The 20471-nt window shown below is 74.6% G+C and carries 17 protein-coding genes and 3 tRNA genes; 17 read left to right on the top strand and 3 right to left on the bottom strand.

Annotated elements, in window-relative coordinates:
• The 11 genes from GYH36_RS20130 to GYH36_RS16250 all read left to right on the top strand — a co-directional run.
• Positions 1 to 652: FHA domain-containing protein (locus GYH36_RS20130; RefSeq protein ID WP_162290384.1), on the top strand; the 652-nt coding region annotated here is incomplete at its 5' end.
• Positions 649 to 1506 carry a PP2C family protein-serine/threonine phosphatase gene (locus tag GYH36_RS16295; RefSeq protein WP_115942038.1) on the top strand — a complete coding sequence of 286 codons (858 nt, stop codon included), beginning with the start codon at positions 649 to 651 and terminating at the stop codon, positions 1504 to 1506. The genes GYH36_RS20130 and GYH36_RS16295, both read left to right, overlap by 4 nt.
• A complete protein-coding gene (locus tag GYH36_RS16290; RefSeq protein WP_312028682.1) occupies positions 1503 to 3164 on the top strand; it encodes an FHA domain-containing protein in 1662 nt (553 codons plus the stop codon). Before GYH36_RS16295 ends, GYH36_RS16290 begins: the two co-directional genes overlap by 4 nt.
• Complete coding sequence (locus GYH36_RS16285) at positions 3161 to 4930, top strand: serine/threonine-protein kinase (RefSeq protein WP_162290383.1); 1770 nt, start codon at positions 3161 to 3163, stop codon at positions 4928 to 4930. Before GYH36_RS16290 ends, GYH36_RS16285 begins: the two co-directional genes overlap by 4 nt.
• The gene (locus GYH36_RS16280) at positions 4927 to 5625 is read left to right on the top strand and encodes a hypothetical protein (protein ID WP_115942041.1); all 699 of its coding nucleotides are present in this window, start codon (positions 4927 to 4929) and stop codon (positions 5623 to 5625) included. The genes GYH36_RS16285 and GYH36_RS16280 overlap by 4 nt, the downstream gene beginning before the upstream one ends.
• A 95-nt stretch (positions 5626 to 5720) precedes the next feature.
• Positions 5721 to 10193 carry a type VII secretion EssC family protein gene (locus GYH36_RS16275; protein ID WP_162290382.1) on the top strand — a complete coding sequence of 1491 codons (4473 nt, stop codon included), beginning with the start codon at positions 5721 to 5723 and terminating at the stop codon, positions 10191 to 10193.
• A gap of 135 nt (positions 10194 to 10328) precedes the next feature.
• Positions 10329 to 10601 carry a WXG100 family type VII secretion target gene (locus GYH36_RS16270; RefSeq protein ID WP_021482523.1) on the top strand — a complete coding sequence of 91 codons (273 nt, stop codon included), beginning with the start codon at positions 10329 to 10331 and terminating at the stop codon, positions 10599 to 10601.
• Between the two features lie 146 nt (positions 10602 to 10747).
• Positions 10748 to 11221 (top strand): LpqN/LpqT family lipoprotein, encoded by a 474-nt coding sequence (locus GYH36_RS16265; protein WP_115942043.1) that lies wholly within the window; start codon positions 10748 to 10750, stop codon positions 11219 to 11221.
• A gap of 217 nt (positions 11222 to 11438) precedes the next feature.
• On the top strand, positions 11439 to 12851 hold the full coding sequence (locus tag GYH36_RS16260) for an FAD-dependent oxidoreductase (protein ID WP_115942044.1): 1413 nt from the start codon (positions 11439 to 11441) through the stop codon (positions 12849 to 12851).
• A 228-nt stretch (positions 12852 to 13079) separates the two neighbouring features.
• Positions 13080 to 13964 (top strand): zinc metalloprotease HtpX, encoded by an 885-nt coding sequence (gene htpX, locus GYH36_RS16255; protein ID WP_024842343.1) that lies wholly within the window; start codon positions 13080 to 13082, stop codon positions 13962 to 13964.
• Positions 13965 to 14221: 257 nt separating this feature from the next.
• Complete coding sequence (locus GYH36_RS16250; protein ID WP_115942045.1) at positions 14222 to 15979, top strand: L-aspartate oxidase; 1758 nt, start codon at positions 14222 to 14224, stop codon at positions 15977 to 15979.
• Here the strand turns inward: GYH36_RS16250 and GYH36_RS16245 are convergent.
• From GYH36_RS16245 to rarD, 3 genes are read right to left on the bottom strand one after another with little or no spacing between them, the layout of a single operon-like run.
• Complete coding sequence (locus GYH36_RS16245) at positions 15932 to 16888, bottom strand: HAD family hydrolase (protein WP_203231960.1); 957 nt, start codon at positions 16886 to 16888, stop codon at positions 15932 to 15934. The two genes, GYH36_RS16250 and GYH36_RS16245, sit on opposite strands and share 48 nt — an antisense overlap.
• 10 nt (positions 16889 to 16898) lie before the next feature.
• Entirely contained in the window at positions 16899 to 17393 is a 495-nt protein-coding gene (locus GYH36_RS16240) for a YajQ family cyclic di-GMP-binding protein (RefSeq protein WP_115942046.1), read from the bottom strand.
• 57 nt (positions 17394 to 17450) lie between these two features.
• Positions 17451 to 18476 carry an EamA family transporter RarD gene (gene rarD / locus GYH36_RS16235; protein ID WP_162290381.1) on the bottom strand — a complete coding sequence of 342 codons (1026 nt, stop codon included), beginning with the start codon at positions 18474 to 18476 and terminating at the stop codon, positions 17451 to 17453.
• A 185-nt stretch (positions 18477 to 18661) separates the two neighbouring features.
• Between rarD and GYH36_RS16230 the strand changes: the two genes are divergently transcribed.
• The 6 genes from GYH36_RS16230 to GYH36_RS16205 all read left to right on the top strand — a co-directional run bounded on the left by GYH36_RS16230 (position 18662) and on the right by GYH36_RS16205 (position 20332).
• Positions 18662 to 18743: transfer RNA gene (locus GYH36_RS16230), tRNA-Tyr, on the top strand.
• Positions 18744 to 18942: 199 nt separating this feature from the next.
• Positions 18943 to 19015, top strand: a tRNA-Thr gene (locus GYH36_RS16225).
• Positions 19016 to 19077: 62 nt separating this feature from the next.
• A tRNA-Met gene (locus GYH36_RS16220) sits at positions 19078 to 19154 on the top strand.
• Between the two features lie 86 nt (positions 19155 to 19240).
• On the top strand, positions 19241 to 19411 hold the full coding sequence (rpmG, locus tag GYH36_RS20125) for a 50S ribosomal protein L33 (protein ID WP_021482899.1): 171 nt from the start codon (positions 19241 to 19243) through the stop codon (positions 19409 to 19411).
• 28 nt (positions 19412 to 19439) lie between these two features.
• Complete coding sequence (locus GYH36_RS16210) at positions 19440 to 19901, top strand: FAS1-like dehydratase domain-containing protein (RefSeq protein WP_024840276.1); 462 nt, start codon at positions 19440 to 19442, stop codon at positions 19899 to 19901.
• A complete protein-coding gene (locus GYH36_RS16205) occupies positions 19898 to 20332 on the top strand; it encodes a MaoC family dehydratase (protein ID WP_115942049.1) in 435 nt (144 codons plus the stop codon). Before GYH36_RS16210 ends, GYH36_RS16205 begins: the two co-directional genes overlap by 4 nt.
• The last annotated feature ends 139 nt before the right edge of the window (positions 20333 to 20471 follow it).

Genomic DNA, 20471 nt, shown 5'->3' with positions numbered 1-20471 from the left:
GCCCGCGCCCGCGCAGCCCGCGCCCGCCCCGGCCACCCCGGTGCCGGGCCCGGCGCCGTCGGCGCCCGAGAGCGACCCCTGGGCCTTCCCCTCGACGCCCGCACCCGCCTCCGGCGGCCTCATCACCGGCGTCCCGGGCGTCGGCGGCGGCGCGCCCTCCGCGCCCTCCGCGCCGGCACCTGCTCCCGCGACCCCCGCACCGGCCGCCGTGCCGCCCACGGCCGCGCCCGCCGCACCCACGGCCGAGCCGGACGAGGCGGAGTGGGACAGCACGCGCCTCACCGCGCGGGACGTGCGGGCGATGGACCCCGCGCCCGACGTCGCGGTCGTCATCGAGCTCGAGTCGGGGGAGCGCCGCCCGGTCGACCGCCCGACGCTCCTGGGCCGCAACCCCCAGGCTCCCGACGACGGCCCGTGGAACCTCGTCGCCGTCGACGACCCCACGCGCTCCGTCTCCAAGACGCACGCCGAGCTGCGCGTCGACCCGAGCGGCCTGTGGCTCACGGACCGCGGCTCGACCAACGGGACCGTCGTCTCCGTCCCCGGGGCCCCGCCGCGCGTCGCCGAGCCGGGCGCGCGCGTGCGCGTCCCCGTCGGCGCGACCATCCACGTGGGCGACCGGCGCATCGTCGTGCACCCGGGGGCCTCGTGACGAGCGACCAGCCCGCCGAGGTCCACCTCGCCTGGGGCGCGGCGTCGCACCGGGGCGCGCGGCGCCTGCTCAACGAGGACCGCTTCCTCGTCTCGCGCTCCGTCTTCTTCGTCGCCGACGGCATGGGCGGGCACGAGGCCGGCGAGGTCGCGAGCGCCACGGCCGTCGAGGCCCTGCGCCCGCTCGCCGACCTCGACGTCGTCACGCCCGACGCGGTGCGCGAGCGGATCGCCGTCGCGCAGGAGAACGTGCAGGCGATCGTCACCGAGCCCGGCCGGGGCGCCGGCACGACCGTGACGGGCGTCGTGGTCTCCGAGCAGGACGGCAACCCGTACTGGCTCGTCGTCAACGTCGGCGACTCGCGCACGTACCACCTCGCGGGCGGTCGGCTCGAGCAGGTGAGCGTGGACCACTCGGAGGTCCAGGAGATGGTCGACGCCGGGCTGCTCACCCCGGCCGAGGCCCTCACCCACCCGCGGAGGCACGTGGTCACGCGCGCGCTCGGCTCGCGCAACGCCCCCCAGGTCGACTTCTGGTACGTGCCGATCGAGCGCCACGACCGCGTCCTCGTCTGCTCGGACGGGCTCACGGGCGAGCTCGCGGACGAGCGCATCTGCGAGGTGCTCCTGTCCACGCCGGACCCCCAGGCCGCGGCGGAGCGACTGGTGACCGAGGCGATCACCGCCGGTGGCCGGGATAACATCACAGTCGTCGTCGTCGACGCGACGGGCGTGTCCGACGACACGAGCGGCGGGAGCACGACACCGCGGGACCAGTCCGGGGTGCCGGAGCCGGAGGTCGACGAGGACACGCTGCCCAGGGATGTTCGTCTGCAGATCGGGGGTCTGACGTGACGCTGCGCTACGTCACCGGAACGGCACGCGCCGTCGTGCGGGGTGGGACGGTCGTCGTCCTGCCCGGCCCGGTGGAGGCGTCGCTCGTCGAGCAGGTCTGGGACCAGCTCGGCGCCGACGCGGGCGTCGTCGAGGTGCTCCAGGTGCTCACGGGCGCGTTCGGGTCGAGCCTGCGCACGGTGCCGCCGTTCGTCGTCGCGGTCGTCACGGACCGCCGCGTGCACGTCGCGGCCCGGGGCCGCGTGTCGGTGACGCTCGAGCTCGACGGCGGCGAGCGCGTGCGCGTCGACGGCGAGGGCGTCACGACCTGGTCCGAGCGCGTCCTGGAGGACGTGGTCGAGCTGCTCGTCCGCGTCGACGCCGGCCTCGCGGGTACGCTCGACGAGGGCCCGGCCGGCGGTCCGCTGCTCGGGGACGCCGCCACGCTGCCCCTGGTCTCGGGCGTCGTGCTCGCGGGTGCGGTCGCCTGGCCGCTCGTCGAGCGACCCGCCGTCGCGCCGCGCGAGGACGAGACGCCCGCCGCGGCGGAGCCCGCGGGCACGCCCTCAGCGCCGACGGCGCCCGCGCCCGAGGCCGCCCCGACGGCCGCGCTCGCGGCGGAGCCCGCCGCCGCGCCCGTCGACGGGCTCGGGGCCACGCTGCGCCTGCCCGAGGAGACGATCGCGCCGGAGCCCGACGGCGTCCCGCACCACCCCGAGCCGGTCGCGACCGGGTCCGCCGAGCCCGCGACGTCCGACGACGCTCCCGACGCCCCGGCGGACGAGCCGGACGACGACTACGCCCACCTGTGGGGCTCCACGATCCTGCGGACCGTCGAGGACGCCGCCGTGCGGCTCGACGAGGAGGACGAGCACGACGAGCCCGAGGCGGCCGCCGCGCCCGTGCCGCCGCCCCCGGCCGCCCCGGCCGAGCCCGCACCGGCGGAGCCCGCGGTTCCCGCCCCGCCCGTCGCGGACGGTCTCATCGCAGGCGTCCCGCGCGAGTGGACCGGCGCCACGCCCGCCGCGGCGCACCGGGCCGCGACCGTCGTCGACCCGGAGGGGGAGGGGGCCGCCGAGGCGGCCGGCCTCGACCACGACGGCCACACCGTGCTCTCGTCCGCGATCGCCGACCTGCGCGCCGCCGCCCAGGAGGCGGCGCCCGAGGCGGCGCCCCCGGCACCGCCGACGCCGTCGTTCACCGCGCCGCCCGCGCCGGGCCAGCAGCAGATCCTGGCGCGCACGTGCGCGCACGGGCACGCCAACCCGCCGTCGCGCGAGACGTGCGCGGTCTGCGACGCGCCGCTGGACGGCGACGCCGAGCTCGCGGTCCGCCCGCCGCTCGGGCGCGTCGTCGTGTCGACCGGGCAGACGGTCGAGCTCGACCGGCCCGTCGTCGTCGGTCGGCGCCCGCGCTCGCCGCGCACGCAGTCGGCCGAGCTGCCGCGGCTCGTCACGGTGCCGAGCCCGCAGCAGGACATCTCGCGCTCGCACCTCGAGATCACGCTCGAGGGGTGGCACGTGCTCGTGAGCGACATGGCGACGACCAACGGCACCACGCTCCTGCGCACGGGCCAGCCGCCGCGGCGCCTGCACCCGTCGGAGCCGGTGCTCGTCGTCGACGGCGACGTCGTCGACCTCGGCGACGGCGTGACCCTAATGTTCGAGGGGATCCGGTGAGCACGAAGCGCGCACCGTCACCACCCCCGGAGATCACGGGCTTCGAGTACGTCTCGCTCATCGGCTCGGGCGGGTTCTCCGACGTCTTCCTGTACCAGCAGCAGCGGCCCCGCCGCCGCGTCGCGATCAAGGTCCTGCTGCACGAGTGGTCGAGCCACTCGCAGCGCGCGGCGTTCGACGCCGAGGCCGACCTCATGGCGACGCTCTCGACGCACCCGTCGATCGTCACGATGTACGAGGCGGACATCGCGGACGACGGCCGTCCGTACCTCGCGATGGAGTACTGCTCGCGCCCGAACCTCGGGGCGCGCTACCGCAGCGAGCGTCTCTCGGTCGCCGAGGCGCTGCGCACGGCCGTGCAGATCGCCGGCGCCGTGGAGACCGCGCACCGCGCGGGCATCCTGCACCGCGACATCAAGCCCGCGAACATCCTCGTCACCGAGTACGGGCACCCGGCGCTCACGGACTTCGGCATCTCCTCGACGGTCGACGACGCCGCGCGCGCCGAGGGGATGTCGATCCCGTGGTCGCCGCCGGAGTCGTTCGCGGAGCCGCCGCGCAGCGGGATCGCGACGGACGTCTGGGCGCTCGCCGCGACGACGTACACGCTGCTCGCGGGCCGCACGCCGTTCGAGGTGCCCGGCGGCTCGAACTCGAGCGCCAACCTCATCTCGCGCATCGAGAGCTCGCCGCTGCCGCCCACCGGTCGCACGGACGTGCCCGCGTCGCTCGAGCGCGTGCTCGCGACGGCGATGGCGAAGAACCCGGCGTCGCGCTACCCGACCGTCCTCGCGTTCGCGCGCGCCCTGCAGCAGGTGCAGAACGAGCTGTCGTACGCGGTCACGCCGATCGACCTGCTCGACGACTCGGGCCACGTGCAGGAGGAGGAGCCCGACGACGACGGCGGGACGCGCCTGCGCCAGGTCGTCTCGATCGACCCGTCGGGCGCCGGCGCGGCGGCGGGCACCTCCGCCCCGCCGCGCCCGACGCAGCCGACGACGCCCCTGCACCCCGCGACGCCCTGGCCGGGCCCGGCGCCCGCGCCCGGGGCGGGCCCGGCGCACGCCCCGTACCCGCCCGCGGCGTGGAGCCAGGGTGCGCCCGCCGGGACGTCGGGCACCGTGCCGACGACCGCCGTCGGGCAGGCCGGGCTCGCGCCCGTCGCGGAGCTCACGGACCCGTCGCGCCTGTACCCGGGGGCACGGCAGCCGGGCGCGTGGGGCGCCCCGCCGGTCGAGGACACGGTCCACCGCACGGCCGGGCCGGCCGCGGGCGAGGCCGAGGCGACGGGCACGGAGGAGCGCACCGGGCGGGGCGCGCTGTGGGCGACGCTCGCGGCGGTCGTCGGCGTCGCCGTCGCGGTCACGGGGTTCCTCGTGCTGCGCCCCGACGGGACGCCGGACGACACGACGCCGACCGCCGACGGCGAGAGCACGACGACCCCGGACGACGACTTCGTCCCGTCGGACAACCTGGGCGACCTCGTGCCGCCGGTGAACGACCTCGTGGGCACGTACGACCCCGAGCGCGAGGTCGCGACGTTCACGTGGGCGTACGACTCGGAGAAGGCGCAGGAGGGGGACATGTTCGCGTGGAAGAAGCTCGACGTGCTCGAGGACTCGCCCTACAAGGACGCGTTCGACGGGACCACGGTCGAGCTCCGGGCCAAGCCCGGCGAGCAGGTCTGCATCGAGGTCATCGTCGAGCGTGACGGCCGGTTCTCGGCGTCGCCCCAGAAGGCCTGCGTGACGGGGGAGGCGGCGTGAGCGAGCTCGCGGTCGAGTTCTGCGGCGAGTGGTTCCGCCCGTCCGTCGACGGGGAGCCGTTCGACATCGGGCGCGACGGGGACCTCGCGATCGAGGACAACCCGTACCTGCACCGGCGCTTCCTGCGCATCTCCCACGAGGCCGGCATCTGGTGGCTCGCCAACGTGGGGTCGCTCATCTCCGCGACGGTGTGCGACTCGGGCGGCGGCGTGCAGTCGTGGTTGTCGCCGGGCAACCGCTTGCCGATCGTCTTCCCGACGACGTCCATCGTGTTCACGGCCGGCCCGACGACGTACGAGCTCACCGCGCAGCTGCACGGCGCGCCGTACCAGGAGATCCGGTCGGAGGACCCGGACTCGGGCGCGACGACGATCGGCATGATCACGTTCACGACGAGCCAGAAGCAGCTCATCGTCGCCCTCGCCGAGCCGATGCTGCGGCGCGACGGCACGGGCCTGTCCGAGATCCCGTCGTCGGCGGCCGCGGCGGCGCGGCTCGGCTGGGCCACGACGCGCTTCAACCGCAAGCTCGACAACGTGTGCGACAAGCTCGACCGGATCGGCGTCAAGGGGCTGCGCGGCGGCCCGGGCGCGCTCGCGACGAACCGCCGCGCTCGCCTCGTCGAGTACGCCGTCGCGTCCCGGCTCGTCACCGCGGCCGACCTGCCCCTCCTCGACCTGACCGACGACGGCTGAGCGCGCCGGCTCCGGCGAGCGCCGCCGCGCGCTCCGCCGGGTCGCGCCCTCGGGCCGCCGCCGTCCCGCTCCTGCGAACCTGAACAGGAACCTTCGTGCGAATCAAGCTCACGCTGCACCGCCCCGACGCCAGCACGACCAACGTCGCCGTCACGGCCGACGCGACGGCCACCGTGCGCGACGTCGCGGAGGCGCTGTTCGCGGGCGACCCCACCCGCTCGGGCACCGCCGTCCCGGACCGGCTCACGCTCCAGGTCGGCACGTCCCCGGCGGGCTCGGGCCAGGGGCGCGTGCTGTCCCCGACGAGCGACCTCGTCGAGGCGGGCCTGCGGTCCGGGTCGACGGTCTCGATCGTGCGCGTGTCGGAGCACTTCGACGCCCCGGGTCAGGACCGCGGCGCGGCGGTCGCCGTCCTGCGCGTCCTCGAGGGCCCGGACGCGGGGCGCGAGTTCCCGCTGCCGGTCGGCACGAGCTACCTCGGCCGCGACCGCAACATGGACATCCGGCTGAGCGACCCGCAGGTGTCCAAGCGGCACGCGCGCATCACGGTCGGCGAGACGATCGAGATCACCGACACGAACTCGGCGAACGGCCTCGTCATGGGCGGGCAGCGCATGATGCGCTCGACGCTCACGTCCGCGGACACCGTGACGATCGGGAGCACGGTCGTGTCGGTCGTCGCGCTGCACCGCACGACGAGCCTCGCGCCGACGAGCCCGGTCGTGGAGTTCAACCGGTCGCCGCGCGTCGTCGCACGGTTCCCGGAACGCAAGCTCAAGGCGCCCAAGCCGCCGACCCCGCCGGAGCCGCAGCGCTTCCCGTACCTCGCGATGGTCGCGCCGCTGATCATGGGCACGATCCTCTACTCGGTCACGCGGAACATCCTGTCGATCGTCTTCATCGGGCTGAGCCCGATCCTCATGCTCGGCAACTACCTCGACCAGAAGGTGCAGGCGCGCCGCAAGCTCAAGGCGCAGCGCGAGCAGTTCGCGGCGGCCGTCGTGGCGATGCGCGACACGATCGAGCGCACGCACGCCGTCGAGCGCGCGGTGCGCCTGTCGGAGGCGCCGTCGGTCGCGGACACGGTCGACGCGGTGCGGCGGCTCGGCGGGCTGATGTGGACCCACCGCCCCGAGCACGAGGCGTTCCTCACGGTGCGCGTCGGGCTCGGCGCGGCGCCCGCGCGCACGCAGCTCGAGCAGCCGAGCGAGAACAACACGCTGCCGGAGTTCTGGAGCGAGCTCGAGAAGCTGCACGCGCAGTGCGCGACGATCTCGGGCGTGCCCGTCGTCGCGCGCCTGCGCACCGACGGCGCGCTCGGCGTCGCGGGCACCGGGTCGACGGTCGACGCCGTCGCGCGCGGCATCCTCGTCCAGCTCGCGGGCCTGCACTCGCCGTCGGAGCTCGTGCTCGCGGCGGTGACGTCGCAGCGCTCGCGCGCCGACTGGGAGTGGCTCGAGTGGCTGCCGCACACGGGCTCGCCGCACAGCCCGCTCGGCGGCGACCACCTCGCCGACAACCCCGGCGCGGCGCAGGCCCTGCTGTCCCAGCTCGAGGACCTCGTCGAGGCGCGGGGTGCCGACCTCGACACGCACGCCGAGCTGCGCGGGCCCATCGACCCCGAGGAGGGGGAGGACACCCCGAAGCCCGTCCTGCCGACGGTCGTCGTGCTCGTCGAGGACGACGCCCCGGTGGACCGGTCGCGCCTCACGCGGCTCGTCGAGCGCGGCGCGGACGCGGGCGTGCACGTCGTGTGGGTCGCGCCGACCGTCGAGCAGCTCCCGGCCGCGTGCCGCACCTTCGTGCTCGTCGACACCGCGGACGCGACCTCGGCCGGCACGGCGGGCGCGACGAGCGGCGAGGTCCGCGTCGGGCGCCTCACGTTCCCCGTGACGTGCGAGACGGTGGACCTGCCCACGGCCCACGAGGTCGCGCGCATCCTCGCGCCGGTCGTCGACGTCGGTGCCCCGGTCGACGACGACTCCGACCTGCCGCGCTCCGTCTCCTACCTCACGCTCGCGGGCACCGCCCTCGCCGAGGACCCGGGCCGCCTCATCGACGCGTGGCGCGAGAACGGGTCCCTCACGCCGCGCGACGGCTCGCCGCCCGTGCGGCGCAAGGCGCCCACGAACCTGCGCGGCCTCGTCGGGCACTCGGGCACGGAGCCGCTCTACCTCGACCTGCGCACCCAGGGCCCGCACGCGCTCGTCGGCGGGACGACGGGCGCGGGCAAGTCCGAGTTCCTCCAGTCGTGGGTGCTCGGCATGGCGGCGGCCCACAGCCCGGACCGCGTGACGTTCCTCTTCGTCGACTACAAGGGCGGCGCCGCGTTCGCGGACTGCGTCAACCTGCCGCACACCGTCGGCCTCGTGACCGACCTCTCGCCGCACCTCGTGCGCCGCGCGCTCACGTCGCTGCGCGCCGAGCTGCGCTACCGCGAGCACCTGCTCAACCGGAAGAAGGCCAAGGACCTCGCGTCGCTCGAGCGCACGGGCGACCCCGACGCCCCGCCGAGCCTGCTCATCGTGGTCGACGAGTTCGCCGCCCTCGTCAACGAGGTCCCCGAGTTCGTCGACGGCGTCGTGGACGTCGCGCAGCGCGGGCGCTCGCTCGGCCTGCACCTCATCCTCGCGACCCAGCGACCCGCGGGCGTCATCAAGGACAACCTGCGCGCGAACACGAACCTGCGCGTCGCGCTGCGCATGGCGGACGAGGACGACTCGACCGACATCCTCGGCATCCCCATGGCCGCGCACTTCGACCCGTCGATCCCCGGCCGCGGCGCCGTGAAGACCGGCCCCGGCCGCATCACGCCGTTCCAGACGGGCTACGCGGGCGGCTGGACGACGTCGCGGCCCGAGCGCCCGCGCATCGACGTCCAGGAGATGGCGTTCGGCTCCGACATCCGCTGGGAGCTGCCCGAGCCGGAGGTCGAGGAGGTCACCGACCCCGGGCCGAACGACATCGCGCGCATCGTCGCGACGATCTCGCGCGCGGCGACCGAGGCGGCGGTGCCGATGCCGCGCAAGCCGTGGCTGCCCGAGCTCGCGCCCACGTACGACCTCGCGCGCCTGCCGAACCCGCGGACGGACACGATGCTGCTCCTCGGCGTCGAGGACGACCCGACGACCCAGGCCCAGCCGACCGTCTTCTACGAGCCGGACCGCGACGGCAACATGGCGATCTACGGCACCGGTGGCTCCGGCAAGAGCGCGACCCTGCGCACGATCGCGGTCTCGGCCGCGATCACGGCGCGCGGCGGCCCCGTGCAGGTGTACGCGATCGACGCCGGCGCGAGCGGTCTGCGCATGCTCGAGGACCTCCCGCACGTCGGCGCGGTCATCTCCGGCGACGACGAGGAACGCGTCCAGCGCGTGCTGCGGACGCTGCGCGACCTCGTCGACGAGCGCTCGGCGCGGTACGCCGCCGTGCGCGCGGGCAGCCTCGACGAGTACCGGCGCCTGGCGAACGCGCCCGACGAGCCGCGCATCCTCCTGCTCGTCGACGGCATCGGCGCGTTCCGCGAGTCCTACGAGTTCCGGCCCGCGCACGCGTTCCCGGTCTGGGGCGCGTTCACGGCCGTCGCGACGGACGGCCGCCAGGTCGGCGTGCACGTCGTCGTCGCGGGCGACCGCGCGGCGTCGGTGCCGACGTCGCTCGGCTCGACGATCCAGAAGCGCCTCGTGCTGCGCCTCGCGAGCGAGGACGACTACCTGACGCTGGGCGTGCCGAAGGACGTGCTCTCGCTGACGTCCCCGCCCGGCCGCGGCGTGCTCGACGAGAACGAGGTCCAGGTCGCGGTGCTCGGCGGCGACCCGAACGTCGCGCTCCAGGCGCGCGAGCTCGGCAAGCTGCGCGACGCGATGGTGCGCCTCGGCATCCCGCAGGCGCCCGGCGTCGAGCGGCTCCCGGACAGCTTCACGCTCGACGCGCTGCCGGAGCTCGCGGGCGACCGCCCGGCGATCGGCCTGGACGACCTCGACATCGCGCCCGTGGGCCTGCCCGCGCGCGGCACGTTCATGCTCTCCGGCCCGCCCGGGGGCGGGCGCACGACGGCGCTCGTCACGATCGCGCAGGCCGTGCGCCGGGCGCGCGCGGGCCGGGTCGTGTACCTGTCACCGCGCCGCACGAGCATCTCGGCGCTCGACGTCTGGGACACGGCCGCGACGTCGCCGGAGGAGGTCGTGACGCTCCTGGAGTCGCTCACGCAGGCCCTCGACGGCGGGTCGCTGCGCCCGGGCGCGCTCACGGTCCTCGTCGAGTCGGTGACGGAGTTCACCGGCACGCCCGCGGAGCAGCCGCTCGTCGCGTTCGTGCGGGCCGCGACGCGCGCCGAGCAGCTCGTCGTGGGCGAGGCGGAGTCGTCGACGTGGGGGCAGGCGTGGGCGATCGCGCAGCCGTTCAAGGCCGGCCGCACCGGGCTCCTGCTCACGCCGGGCGACCTCGACGGCGACACCCTGCTCGGCACCGGCCTCGGCCGGATCCGCCGGGCGGACTTCCCGCCCGGGCGCGGCTTCCTCGTCGTCTCCGGCCGGGCGCGCAAGCTGCACGTCGCACTCCCGAGGTAGCGACGTGACGACCACAGGCACGTCATGGGGACACCTCCCCATCGACGGCGCTCGTGGCCCGATGGTTGAGTACTTCCATCGACAACGGGACGACGTCCACGCAGGGTGGGGGTCGAGAGACAGAAGGAGAACACCATGGCTGGTGGCATGTGGGGCGCTAACGTCGAGGAGCTGCGCGGGCTGGGTCAGACCCTGCAGCAGAAGGCGGACGAGATCCGCACGACGATGCAGAACCTGAACTCCCAGATCCAGAGCGTGCCGTGGGAGGGCCCCGACGCCCAGCAGTTCAAGGGCAGCGACTGGCCGGCTGCGCAGACGCAGCTCAACAACGTCGCGCAGACGCTGACGGACGCCGGCCAGAAGGCCACGCAGAACGCGCAGCAGCAGGAGCAGGCCTCGAACAGCTGACCTGCTCGGCTCCACCGAGGGCGCGGCACCCGCACGGGTGCCGCGCCCTCGGTGTGTCTGGGGGCGGCGCGGCCCGCGCGGCGTCGGTCTGCGAGACTGCGGGGACGCCGGCCCGACCGGCGGCCCCCGAGGAGAGGACCTGACGCATGGCCGAGCTGCGCTTCCCGAGCGACGACTTCCCCGCCCCGGTGGGGGTCCGGGTCGACGCGCCGGACCGCTGGGTCCCCCTGCCGCACGTCGCCCTCCCGCTCGCGCTCGGCCGCGAGGTGGAGGAGGGGGAGTTCAACCCGAACGTCATCGTCGTGGTCTCGCGCATCCGTGCCGACCACACGCTCGACGACGCGCACGCGGAGGTGCTGCGCAAGCTCAAGCCGCTGCCGCGGATGCGCCGGCTCGACGGCGGCGACGTCGACGTCGACGGCCTCCCGGGGCGCTGGGTCGAGGCGTCGTTCAAGGGCGGCGGGGGCTCGGTCCTCGTGCAGTCAGTGCGGACGGTCGTCGTCCCCCGCGGGCCGGTCGCGGACCTCGTCCAGACGACGGGCACGTGCACGCTGACGCAGCACCCGTGGGCCGCGGCGGAGATCCGGGCGGTCCAGGAGAGCCTGCGCGTCGACCGCTGAGCCGGCGTTACATTGGCCCGGATCACAAGACGGGGTATCCACCTGGCGAGACCGGTGCGACCCTGGTCACGGAGGAGAGGGTCCGAGTGAGGCGACCCTCACCCCAGTCGTACAATCGAGAGGTCTCCTGCGGCCGGTACCCCACCGGTCGACGCGGAAACGGCCCGTCGGCCGCGCGGGAGAGACCCCCGTCCTCGACCGGAAGGCGCCCTGTCCTGTGAGCAGCATCCGTCCACTGCGCGTCGCGATCGTCGGCGCTGGTCCCGCCGGGATCTACGCCGCGGACATCCTGTCCAAGACCGACCTCGACGTGAGCATCGACCTGTTCGAGCGCCTGCCCGCGCCGTTCGGTCTCGTGCGCTACGGCGTCGCGCCCGACCACCCGCGCATCAAGCAGATCATCGTCGCGCTCCACAAGGTGCTGAGCCGCGGCGACATCCGCCTCCTCGCGAACGTGGACTACGGCGTCGACCTCAAGCTGGACGACCTGCGCCAGTACTACGACGCGGTGATCTTCTCGACCGGCTCGATCCGCGACGCGGCGCTCCCGATCGAGGGCATCGACCTGCCGGGCTCCTACGGCGCGGCCGACTTCGTCTCCTGGTACGACGGCCACCCCGACGTGCCGCGCACCTGGCCGCTCGAGGCCGAGCAGGTCGCGGTCATCGGCGCGGGCAACGTCGCGCTCGACGTCGCGCGCGTGCTCGCGAAGCACGCGGACGACCTGCTGCCGACCGAGGTCCCGCAGAACGTCTACGAGATCCTCAAGGCGTCGCCCGTGACGGACGTCCACGTGTTCGCGCGCCGCGGCCCGGCACAGGTGAAGTTCTCGCCGCTGGAGCTGCGAGAGCTCGGCCACGTGCCGGACGTCGACGTGATCGTCTACCCCGAGGACTTCGAGTTCGACGAGGGCTCGATGGCGGCGATCAGCTCGTCCAACCAGACCAAGCAGGTCGTCAAGACCCTGACGGACTGGACGCTCAAGGACCCGAGCCAGAACACCGCCTCGCGTCGCCTGCACCTGCACTTCCTCCACGCCCCGGCCGCCGTGCTCGGCGACGGCAAGGTCGAGGCGCTGCGCACCGAGCGCACCCGGCTCAACGGCGACGGCACCGTCTCCGGCACCGGCGAGTTCCACGAGTGGCCCGTGCAGGCCGTCTACCGCGCGGTCGGCTACTTCGGCTCCCCGCTCCCGGAGATCCCCTTCGACGAGCTCAAGGGCGTCATCCCGAACCGCGAGGGTCGCGTCATCGACATCGACGGCGAGCACATCCCCGGCGTCTACGCGACGGGCTGGATCAAGCGCGGCCCCGTCGGCCTCATCGGGCACACGAAGTCCGACGCGTCCGAGACCGTCCGGCACCTCGTGGAGGACGTCACGGGCGCGGGCGACGGCGGCGACGTCGCGGCGGCCGACCTCGCGGGCGGGCGCGTCGCGCCGCACGGCGACCCCGAGGCGATCGTCGAGTTCCTCCGCGAGCGCGGCGTCGACCACGTCGAGTGGTCCGGCTGGGAGCTCCTCGACGCGTACGAGCGCTCGCTCGGCGAGCCGCACGGGCGCGAGCGCATCAAGGTCGTGCCGCGCGAGGAGATGATCCGCATCGCGCGCGGCGAGGCCCAGGTCGGCTGACCTGCCGCTCCGCACGACCGCAGGACCTACGACGGCGCCCCCCCCCCCCGGGTGGGGCGCCGTCGTCGTCCCCGGGGTCGGGCCGCCCGCCCGCCGGCGCGACGTGAGCAGGGCGCGGGAACGGGACGGTCGCCTCGGGCGTTCACCAGGTGGGCGTCGACCGGGTCGGCGCCCGTCGGGCGCCTGCGCGAACCGCGCGGGGCGCCCGGGCACGGAAGGGAGCGCAGCGTGGGACGCCAGCACTACAACGGTCTCAAGACGGCAGGCCTGTTCGGCCTCATGTGGGCCATCGTCCTGGGGCTGTGGGCGCTGTTCGGCGCCCGGGCGAACCTGCTGTGGCTGTTCGTCGGCATCGGCCTCGTGACGACGTTCTACGGGTACTGGAACTCCGACAAGATCGCGATCCGCGCGATGCACGCGCGCCCGGTCAGCGAGCTCGAGCAGCCCGCGATGTACCGGATCGTGCGTGAGCTGTCGACGCAGGCGCGCCAGCCCATGCCCCGCCTGTACGTCTCGCCCACGCAGGCGCCCAACGCGTTCGCCACGGGCCGCAACCCCAAGAACGCGGCCGTGTGCTGCACCGAGGGGATCCTGCGCCTCCTCGACGAGCGCGAGCTGCGCGGCGTGCTCGGCCACGAGCTCATGCACGTGTACAACCGCGACATCCTCACGTCCTCCGTCGCGGGCGCGCTCGCGGGCGTCATCACCTCGCTCGCGCAGTTCCTGCTGATCTTCGGCGGCGACCGCGACCGCGGGGGGAACCCGGTCGCGGCCCTCGCGATGGTCGTCCTCGCGCCGCTCGCGGCGATGCTCGTGCAGCTCGCGATCTCGCGCACGCGCGAGTACGACGCCGACGAGGACGGCGCGAGGCTCACGGGTGACCCGCTCGCTCTCGCGTCCGCGCTGCGCAAGCTCGACGCCGGCACGCAGCGCGCCCCGCTCCCGCAGAACCGGGACCTCGTCGACGTGTCCCACCTCATGATCGCCAACCCGTTCCGCGGCGCGGGCGTCGCGAAGATGTTCGCGACCCACCCGCCGATGACCGAGCGCATCAAGCGCCTCGAGGCGATGGCCGGCCACGGCCCGGGCTACGGCGGCATCACGTACCACTGAACCGCCGTCCGACCCACCGCTCCTCCCGCCCGTGTGATCCACCGGCGTGACCGGCGCGCGTGACCCAGCAGCGTGACCCAGCAGCGTGACCCAGGAGCGTGACCCAGCGGCGTGACGCACCGGCCGCGTGAGCCACCTCACCACCCGGTCCGGGGACGGTCCCGCCGACCTAGCGTGGGACGTGGACCCGAGCCGCTCGGGCCCGTCTCCGCGGTCGGAGCCGCGGGGACCCGCGGTGCTCCGACGGAGGTCTCCCCATGCAGTCGAGTCATCGACGTCTCGCGACGAACGTCCTGGTCATCGGAACGGGGGGCGCAGGGCTGCGCGCCTCGATCGAGCTCGCGGAGCGGGGTGTGGACGTCCTCGCGGTCGGCAAGCGCCGGCGCCACGACGCCCACACGAGCCTCGCCGCGGGCGGGATCAACGCGGCGCTCGCGACGATGGACCCGCAGGACTCGTGGCAGCAGCACGCGGCCGACACGATCACGGAGTCCTACCTCCTGGCCGACCCGGAGGTCGTGCAGGTCGTCACGCAGAACGCGGCGCGCGGCATCGAGGACCTCGCGCGGTGGGGCATGCCGTTCGCGCGCGAGGCGGACGGACGCCTCAGCCAGCGCTTCTTCGGCGCGCACACGTACCGACGCACGGCATTCGCGGGGGACTACACGGGCCTCGAGATCCAGCGCACGCTCGTGCGGCGCGCGAGCGAGCTGCACGTGCCGGTGCTGGACACGGTCTACGTGACGCGGCTGCTCACGGCGGGCGGGCGCGTGTTCGGCGCGTACGGGTTCGACGTGACCGACGGCACGCGCGTGACGATCCACGCGGACGCAGTGATCCTCGCCGCGGGCGGGCACACCCGGATCTGGCGCCGGACGTCGTCGCGGCGGGACGAGAACACGGGCGACTCGTGGCGCCTCGCCGTCGAGGCGGGCGCGAGCCTGCGCGACGCGGAGCTCGTCCAGTTCCACCCCTCGGGCATCCTCGAGCCCGACGACGCGGCGGGGACCCTGGTCTCCGAGGCGGCGCGCGGGGAGGGCGGCGTCCTGCGCAACGCGCTCGGCGAGCGCTTCATGGAGCGCTACGACCCGGAGCGGCTCGAGCTCTCGACGCGCGACCGCGTCGCGCTCGCGAACTTCACCGAGATCGCCGAGGGGCGAGGCACGGCGAAGGGCGGCGTCCTCCTGGACGTCTCCCACCTGCCGCGCGAGCAGGTGCTGGAGCGGCTCCCGCGCGTCTACCGCATGATGCTCGACCTGCAGATGCTCGACATCACGACGACGCCGATGGAGGTCGCCCCGACCGCCCACTACTCGATGGGCGGGGTGCGGGTCGCCGCGGCCGACCACGCGACGGACGTCGAGGGTCTCTACGTCATCGGCGAGGCGGCCAGCGGCCTGCACGGCGCGAACCGCCTCGGTGGCAACTCGCTCATCGAGCTGCTCGTGTACGGGCGCCTCACGGGCGCTGCCGCCGCGGACTTCGCCGTCGGGTCTGACGCGCCCCGGCGCGACCGTGACGCCGTCGCCGAGGCCGCGCACGAGGTGGACCTCGCGCTCGGGCTGGGGACCGCCGTCGGCTCCGAGCCGGCGGCGCAGGAGAACGCGCGGCGGCTGCAGCGCGCCGTGCGCGACGTCATGACCGAGCACGCGGGCGTGGTCCGGTCCGCGGACGGGCTCACGAAGGGTCTGCGGCTCCTCGGCGAGGTCGAGGACCGGGCGCGGGCCGTCGTCGCGCACCCGGACATCGCCGGGTACGACGACCTCGCGCACGTGTTCGACCTTAAGGGGTCCCTGCTCGCGGCGCGCGCGACGCTCGACTCGGCGCTCGCGCGCCGCGAGACGCGCGGGTGCCACAACCGGTCCGACTTCCCGGAGACCGACCCGGCGCTGCAGGTGAACCTCGTGTGGTCGCCCGGCACCGGAGTCACGACCGAGGAGATCCCGCCCGTGCCCGCCGAGATCGCGTCACTCGTGCGCCACGACGACTCCGTGGTGGGCAAGCTCGTCGAGTAGGGCGCGCGCGACGCCGTCGTCGTCGTTCGCCGCGGTGACGTCCGTCGCCGCGGCGAGCACGTCGGGGTGGGCGTTCGCGACGGCGAACGAGCGGCCTGCCCAGCGCAGCATGGGCAGGTCGTTGGGCATGTCCCCGAACGCCCAGACGTCGCGCGCGTCGACGCCGAGGCGGGTGCACCAGCGCGCGAGCGCGGCGTCCTTGGTCACCGCGGGCGCGAGCAGCTCGGCGAGTCCGGCGGCGCCGGAGTAGGCGAGGTGGGCGCGGTCCCCGACGGCGTCGCGCACGCGCGCGAAGAACGTCTCCTGCGCGGGCGTCTGCGCGTCGGCGACGACGACGGGCTGCGTCGCGGGTGCGTCGTCCACGGGGGAGCGCGGGTCGCGCGCGAGGATCTTCCCGACCGGCTGCCGCGCCGGGCCGCCCGGTGCGGCGCCGTGCGGGCCGAGCGTGGTCTCGACCGCGGCGACGTCCGCGGCGTCGTCGTCCGGCGTCGAGCGGAACCCCGGGTCGAACGTGGGGCCGTCGACGCGCTCGAACGCGAGCGCGACGCCCGGGACGGCCGCGCGGAGGTCGGCGACGAGCGCCGCCGCCTCCGCGGCCGTGAAGCCGCACACGTCGAGCGGGCTCGCCGTCGCCAGGTCCCAGACCGCCGCGCCGCCGAGGCAGATGACGTGCCCGTGCCCGCCGACGACGTCGGCGAGCGGCCCGAGCCAGCGCGGAGGTCGCGCCGTGGCGAAGACGACCTCGACCCCCGCGTCCTCGGCGGCGCGCAGGGCGGACCGGGTGCGCGCGGAGACGCTCCCGTCGGAGCGCAGGAGCGTCCCGTCGAGGTCCGTCGCGACGACGCGCGGGAGCCCGGGCACGGCCGCGGGGCGGCCCGGGACGGACGCGCGCGGGCCGCCGTCGGGCAGGGGCACGGGGCTACCGGTAGTTCGTGAACTGCAGCGCGACGTCGAGGTCGGAGCCCTTGAGCAGCGCGATCACGGCCTGCAGGTCGTCGCGCGACTTGCTCGTGACCCGGACCTCGTCGCCCGTGATCTGCGTCTTCACGGCCTTGGGGCCCTCGTCGCGGATGATCTTGGTGATCTTCTTCGCGTTCTCGCTCGACAGCCCCTCCTTGAGGGTCGCCGCGAGCCGGTACTCCTTGCCCGACGCCTTGGGCTCCTTGTCGCCCGTGTCGAGCGCCTTGAGGGAGATGCCCCGCTTGACGAGCTTGGTCTCGAACACGTCGAGGATCGCGAGCACGCGCTCCGCCGAGTTCGCGACCATGAGGATGCTGTCGCCGCTCCACGCGATCGACGCGCCGACGTTGCGGAAGTCGTAGCGCTGCGAGACCTCCTTGGCGGCCTGGTTGAGCGCGTTGTCGACCTCCTGGCGGTCGACCTTGCTGACGATGTCGAACGACGAGTCGGCCATGGGTGGTCCTCTCTCGGGCCGGGTACGGGTGCTGGGACCCACCGTAGTCGAGCGTGCTCAGGACCGGGCCGCGAGGCGCGTCGCGCGCGCCGTGCGCAGGCCGTCGACCGAGAGCACGACGAGCGCGAGCCACACGAGGCCGAAGCCCGCCCACCGCGTGGCGGACATGGGCTCGTGGAAGACGAGCAGGCCGAACACGAACTGCAGCGCCGGGCCGAGGTACTGCAGCAGGCCGACGACGCTCAGGGGCAGCCGCCGCGCGGCGGCGCTGAAGAGCAGGAGCGGCAGGGCGGTGACGACGCCCGCCGACGCGAGCAGGAGCGCGTGGCCCGTGCCCTCGGCGCCGAACGTGCCGACGCCCGTCGCGGCGAGCCACCCGAGGTACGCGAGCGCGAGGGGCGTGAGCACCGTCGTCTCGACGGCGAGGCCGGGCAGTGCCTCGACCGTGCGGCCCACCCGGTTCTTCACGAGGCCGTAGAGGCCGAACGAGCACGCGAGGACGAGCGCGACCCAGGGCAGGCCGCCCGTCCCCGTGCTGAGCACGACGACCGCCGCCGCCCCGACGCCCACCGCGACCCACTGCGCGGGGCGCAGGCGCTCGCGCAGGACCACGACGGCGAGCAGCACGGTGACGAGCGGGTTGATGAAGTACCCGAGCGCGGCGTCGAGCACGTGCCCGCTGAGGACGCCGTACACGTACGTCGTCCAGTTGACGACGATGAGGACCGCGGCCACGGCGAGCACCCCGAGCGTGCGAGGGGTGCGCAGCGCCGCGACGTACCCGCCGAGCTGGCGCGTGGCGGCGAGGAGCACGAGGCAGAAGACGAGGCTCCACACGACGCGGTGCGCGATGATCTCGACCGGGGCGGCGGGCTCGAGCAGCGGGAAGTAGAGCGGCATGGCGCCCCACAGGAAGAACGCGCCGGCGCCGAGGAGGAGGCCCCACCGGTCGGTCGGCGCGGCCGGGCCCGTGCGGGCGCCGGACGACGCGGGGGCGGCCTGGGGAGCGGTGGCGCCGGTGGGCGCGGGCTCGGGCGTCCCGGGGCCCGGGAGGTGGCCCGGGGCGGGGGAGGGGTGGCTCACCGGACCACTGTACGGACGGGCGCCGACACCGTCGCGGGCCACCTCCTGCCGGCCGCGGCGGAGGGCCGTGCCGGGCCTCGCGAGGGGCGGATTTCGCACCTGGTGCGACGGGGCTGTATCGTGAGTGCGCTCGCACAGCGAGGACGGCACGACGTGTCGTCCTGGCGGGGCGCGCAGCTCCACACGGCAGGTTGCCCGAGCGGCCAAAGGGATCTGACTGTAAATCAGACGGCTCAGCCTTCGGGGGTTCGAATCCCTCACCTGCCACCGGAGCGACGGGGCGTCACCCATCGGGTGACGCCCCGTCGTCGTTCCCGGCACGCCGCCGCGCGGACCGGTCCCGGGTTGCCGGACGCCGCCGCGCGGGTCTCCCGGGAGGTCGTCGTCCCAGGGTCCTGGAGCCCAGGAACGGCGGAACGACGCCGATTTCGTTCGGCGCCGTGTTCCGTGTAGAGTTTTCCGCGCTGCCCCGATAGCTCAGTCGGCAGAGCATCTCCATGGTAAGGAGAAGGTCAAGGGTTCGATTCCCTTTCGGGGCTCTGTGGTGACGCGGGGTCGTTTCGCTGGAATACTGGCGAGACGGCCTCGCGTTCAGTCACGCGGCGGGGTAGCTCAGATGGTTAGAGCGCACGACTCATAATCGTGAGGTCGCGGGTTCGATCCCCGCCTCCGCTACCACTTTCGACAACCTCGCACGGCGGCCGGCGTCGTGCGACCTGCACAGCACATGCGCCCTCCGGAGGCGCGAGAGGTGGCTCACTACCGTGGCAAGCAAGAGCGCTGACGTTCGCCCCAAGATCACGCTGGCCTGCGTGGACTGCAAGGAGCGCAACTACATCACGAAGAAGAACCGTCGCAACGACCCGGACCGCCTGGAGCTCGCGAAGTTCTGCCCGCGCTGCGGCAAGCACACCGCGCACCGCGAGACCCGCTGAGCCTCCGGCTCCGCACCCGCGCACGCCCGTGAGCGTCAACCCGGCCTACGTCGGCCGCGAGTACCCCGCCAACGCGCCGTACTCGGTGGGACGCGAGAAGCTGCGCGAGTTCTCCGGCGCCGTCGGCGCCTCCCACCCCGTGCACCACGACCTCGTGGCGGCGCGGGGTGCGGGCTATCCGGACCTGGTCGCGCCGCCGACCTTCGCCGTCGTCGTCGCCCAGCGCGCGGAGAGCCAGCTGATCGAGGACCCCGAGGCGGGCATCGACTTCTCGCGCGTCGTCCACGCGGACGAGCGCTTCACGCACCACCGGCCGATCGTCGCGGGCGACGAGCTCGTGACCGTGCTGCACGTGGACTCGATCGTCGAGCGGGCCGGCCTCGCGATGGTCACCACGCGCTGCGAGATCGCGGCGCTCCTGCCCGACGGCGGCACCGAGCCGGTCTCGACCGTCACCTCGACCCTCGCGGTCCGGGGGGAGGGCGCATGAGCACCGAGGCCACCCGCCCCGCCCTGGCCGACCTGTCGGTCGGTGACGTGATCGGCACCCGCACGGTCGAGGTCGACCGCGCCCGCCTCGTGCGGTACGCCGGCGCGAGCGGCGACTTCAACCCGATCCACTGGAACGACGCGTTCGCCGCCGAGGTGGGCCTGCCCGGCGTCATCGCCCACGGCATGTTCACGATGGGCGCCGCGGTGGCCCTCGTCGAGGACTGGGCCGGCGACCCGGGCGCCGTCGTCGACTACCAGACGCGCTTCACGCGCCCCGTGCCCGTGCCGAACCCCGGCGTCGCGACGCTCGAGGTGACGGGGACCGTGGGCGCCGTGGATGCGGACGCCGGCACCGTCCGCATCGACCTCACCGTGACGTTCGAGGGTGCCCGCGTGCTCGGCAAGACGCAGGCGGTCGTCCGTCTCTGACGCCGTGCCGCCGCGGCGGCACGCTCACGACGCCCCGAGGGCGGCCCCCCCCCGCCGGGTGGGCCGCCCCGGGGGTGACCCGGCGGGGGAGTATAAAAAAAGGAGCCAGGCGCCCCAAACCATCAAGGTGATATACGGG

Origin of the sequence: Cellulosimicrobium composti, from assembly GCF_010287905.1 — a bacterium.
GTDB lineage: Bacteria > Actinomycetota > Actinomycetes > Actinomycetales > Cellulomonadaceae > Cellulosimicrobium > Cellulosimicrobium composti.
This window is presented reverse-complemented; position numbering and strand designations above follow the sequence as displayed.

Coding starts and splice junctions, on each gene's coding strand:
- GYH36_RS16270 (WP_021482523.1), top strand. CDS start 10,329: ATGGCTGGTGGCATGTGGGGCGCTAACGTCGAGGAGCTGCGCGGGCTG.
- GYH36_RS16265 (WP_115942043.1), top strand. CDS start 10,748: ATGGCCGAGCTGCGCTTCCCGAGCGACGACTTCCCCGCCCCGGTGGGG.
- GYH36_RS16250 (WP_115942045.1), top strand. CDS start 14,222: ATGCAGTCGAGTCATCGACGTCTCGCGACGAACGTCCTGGTCATCGGA.
- GYH36_RS16240 (WP_115942046.1), bottom strand. CDS start 17,393: ATGGCCGACTCGTCGTTCGACATCGTCAGCAAGGTCGACCGCCAGGAG.
- GYH36_RS16205 (WP_115942049.1), top strand. CDS start 19,898: ATGAGCACCGAGGCCACCCGCCCCGCCCTGGCCGACCTGTCGGTCGGT.